3 protein-coding genes and 1 pseudogene are annotated in these 3,125 nt (G+C 65.7%); 1 reads left to right on the top strand and 3 read right to left on the bottom strand.

The window, feature by feature from the left end; translation table 11 throughout:
- Positions 1-215, top strand: a pseudogene (locus AC1DSN_RS20565) (hypothetical protein); the annotation flags it as partial.
- A gap of 93 nt (positions 216-308) precedes the next feature.
- Here the strand turns inward: AC1DSN_RS20565 and AC1DSN_RS20560 are convergent.
- From AC1DSN_RS20560 to AC1DSN_RS20550, 3 genes are all read right to left on the bottom strand, one after another.
- Positions 309-1,763 (bottom strand): sulfite reductase subunit alpha, encoded by a 1,455-nt coding sequence (locus AC1DSN_RS20560; RefSeq protein ID WP_477332546.1) that lies wholly within the window; start codon positions 1,761-1,763, stop codon positions 309-311.
- On the bottom strand, positions 1,760-2,695 hold the full coding sequence (locus AC1DSN_RS20555) for an FAD:protein FMN transferase (protein WP_477332548.1): 936 nt from the start codon (positions 2,693-2,695) through the stop codon (positions 1,760-1,762). The genes AC1DSN_RS20560 and AC1DSN_RS20555 overlap by 4 nt, the downstream gene beginning before the upstream one ends.
- Before the next feature lie 98 nt (positions 2,696-2,793).
- The coding region (locus AC1DSN_RS20550; protein ID WP_477332544.1) for a DUF4198 domain-containing protein at positions 2,794-3,125 on the bottom strand (332 nt) is incomplete at its 5' end.

Below are 3,125 nucleotides of genomic sequence, written 5' to 3'. Positions count from 1 at the left end.
GTGCCGGAACCTACATGCCAGCCCTGGTCGCCGTCCGGCATGACCCCTTGGCCAAGGCCTTCTACGAGCAACTCGTCCGCCGTGGAAAGAAGAAGCGCCAAGCCCTCACGGCGGTCATGCGTAAGTACCTGACAGGCCTGTGGGCCTGTCTGCAGAACAACGAGAACTTCGATACCTCGAAGCTCTTCAGCCCTGAACACCTCAAGAACGCTTGACGGCCAAGAGAGTATCTACAAAAGCGCTGCGTTGACTGGTTGTTTGCTCGGCCACACGCAACCTCAGCGTTCGGTGCCGCGAGCTGTCCGGCGTTAGTACACGTCACGCCGGTACCTGCCGCCAGCCGCCAGCTTCTCGACGAGGTCCTCGCCGAGGATGCCGCGCAACGCGGCGTCGACGCCCGGGGCCATGCCGGCGAGGCTGCCACAGACGTAGATGCTTGCGCCGTCGGCCACGTAGCGATGCACGTCGTCGGCCATGACCCGAAGGCGGTCCTGCACGTAGCGCGATCCACGCGACTGGCGTGACCAGACCAGGTCGAGGCGCTCGATGCTGCCCGCCTCGTGCCAGCGTTCCAGCTCGTCGACGTGCAGCCGGTCGGCCTCGGCATGACGCTCACCGAACAGCAGCCAGTTGCGCGTGTGGCCTTGGGCGATGCGCGCCTTGAGCAACGCGCGCAGGCCGGCGATGCCCGTACCGTTGCCTATGAAGATGGCCGGTCGACCGTCAGTCGGGGCGTGGAAGTTTTCGTTGCGGCGCACTCGCAGATCGATCATGTCGCCGACCGCCGCGTGCTCGGTCAGCCAGCCCGAGCCCAGGCCGAGCGTTCCGTCCGCCGCGCGCATTTGCCGGACGACGAGATGCAGGGCGCCGTCGGCAGGAACGGAGGCGATCGAGTATTCGCGATGCGGTAACGACACGGATTCGCCATTCGCCATTCGCGGACCGATTTCGACCACGTCGCCGGCGTGCCAGTTCAGCATCGTGGCGTCGTCCGGTGCCAGCGCCAGGTGGAAGCAGGGGCCGCCGACGCTGCCCGGATTGAGCAGCCTGCGTTCCAGCAGTCGCCACGACTGGTAGGCCGGCCGCGACCAGTCCGGTTGCGACGACAAGCCCGATAGCTGGGCAACGTGATGCTGCCAATGTCGCAGCGCGCCCTCGTCGCCGTTGTCCACTTCGACGAGGTCGAACAGCGGCAACGCACCKCTCGCATGGAGCCAGTGTTCGAGATCGTGGCCGAACGCGCAGAAGTCTTCGTAATCGCGATCGCCCAGCGCGAGTACGCCATAGGCCAGTCCACGAAGCGGCAGCGGCGATGTCATTGCCTCACGGCGAAATGCGGTGGCCATGTCGGGTGCATCGCCCTCGCCCGTCGTGCTGACGACGAACAGTGCACGCGTGGCCTGGGTAAGCAGCGCTGGCGTCAGCGCTGCCATGTCACGCAGGTCGACGGTCAGGCCACCGTTGCGAAGCAGTTCGGCCGTACGCTCCGCCAGCTCGCTGGCAAATCCCGTCTGCGACGCATGCACGACGAGGATCGTCGCTGGCTTCGCGTCCGCCGACGCGACATCGATCGCAACCTCTTCGCGCTTCCCGCGCGCCAGCACGACGGTCATCGCCGCCCAGGCCACCCCGAGCGCACCCGCCCACCCTGCGCGCGGCAGCGACGCGGCATGGATGCCGGAAAAGTCATGCATCCCGGCAAGCCCCAGGACAGACGCGAGCAACAGCGCGCCGATGGCGATCTGACCGAACGTGGCTTTCACTGCTTTAGTGCTGCCGCGAAGGCCGGGGACATCCGTTCGCTGAACGTGCCGTCGTTACCGTAGAGAATGAACAGTGCGGCGATACCATGCTCCTTCGCATAAACCATGCCTTCGTCCGGACCCAGCACCGTAAGCGTCGTGCCGAGCGGATCGGCGAGCATGCAGTCCACGGCAATGACACTGACCGACGCGACACGGTGGGTCACCGGATAGCCGGTGCGGGGATCGATATGGTGCGAGAAGAATGTGCCGCCACTTTCAAAGAAATGGCGGTAGTCGCCGGAGGTCGCGATCGCACGGTCCGTCATCGACACGATGCGCTCGACTTCGTCGGGATTGTCGACCGCCCCCGCCGCCGCCCCCGGCCGTTCGATGCCGACGTGCCAGGCTGAGCCATCGGGCTTGTGTCCACGGCCGCGCAGCTCGCCACCCACCTCCACGAGATAYGCATGCACACCGGCGCGGTCCAGGTAATGCGCCACCTGGTCCACACTGAACCCCTTGGCCACGGAAGACAAATCGACATACACGCCACCGGGCTGGAAGGCTCGGTGACCGCCATCGTCGAGCCGGATCTTCGCCCAACCCACCCGCGCCTTCGCCGCGGCGATCGCCGTGGCGTCGGGTGCCTCGCGCGGGCGCTTGTCCGGCCCGAATCCCCAGAGGTTCACCAGCGGCCCGACCGTCGGGTCGTAAGCACCGCCGGACGACTTCGCCAGGTCCAGCGCGTAGCGCAACACGGTGTAGAACTCCGGCGGCAAGGTCTGCCACGTACCGGCCGGCGCGCGATTGAACCGGCTCAGGTCCGRGTCCGCTTCGTAGGTGCTCATCTGCGCAACGACACGATCCACTTCGGCCTGGATGCCGCGCTCGATGGCGCGGTCATCCGCGCGATCGGGAAGTACGGCGTTGACCGACCAGGTCGTGCCCATGGTCTCGCCCTCGAAGCGGCGCACGTCCTTACCGAACGCCGTCCCCGAGACCAGCAACAAGACAAATAGCCATCCTCGCGCGCGGATACGCATGCGGATTACTGCGGCAGCACTTCAAGCGTCGCCGTATAACCCAGGCGGCGCTGCTTCGCTTCCTTCACCGAGGTCTTGTCGTCCTCGCTGGAAGCGTTGACCCAGTACATGCCCGCGGCCGGCCAGGTAAAGGAGAATTTGCCATCCTTGTCCGTGGTGGTATCCATCTCATCGGGCGCATTGCGATAGCRCGTGGCGCCATTGATCGCGGCAACCTTGAGGTTCGCAGCGGGCTTGCCATCGAGCAGCAGCTGGAACGTGGCCTTCTCGCCGGCCATGAGGTCGTTCGGCTTCGTCACGGGGACGAGTTCGAGACCTTTGTTGGAGACCTTTGTTG

The organism is Luteibacter sp. P4_D7_3, from assembly GCF_056401735.1.
This window is presented reverse-complemented; position numbering and strand designations above follow the sequence as displayed.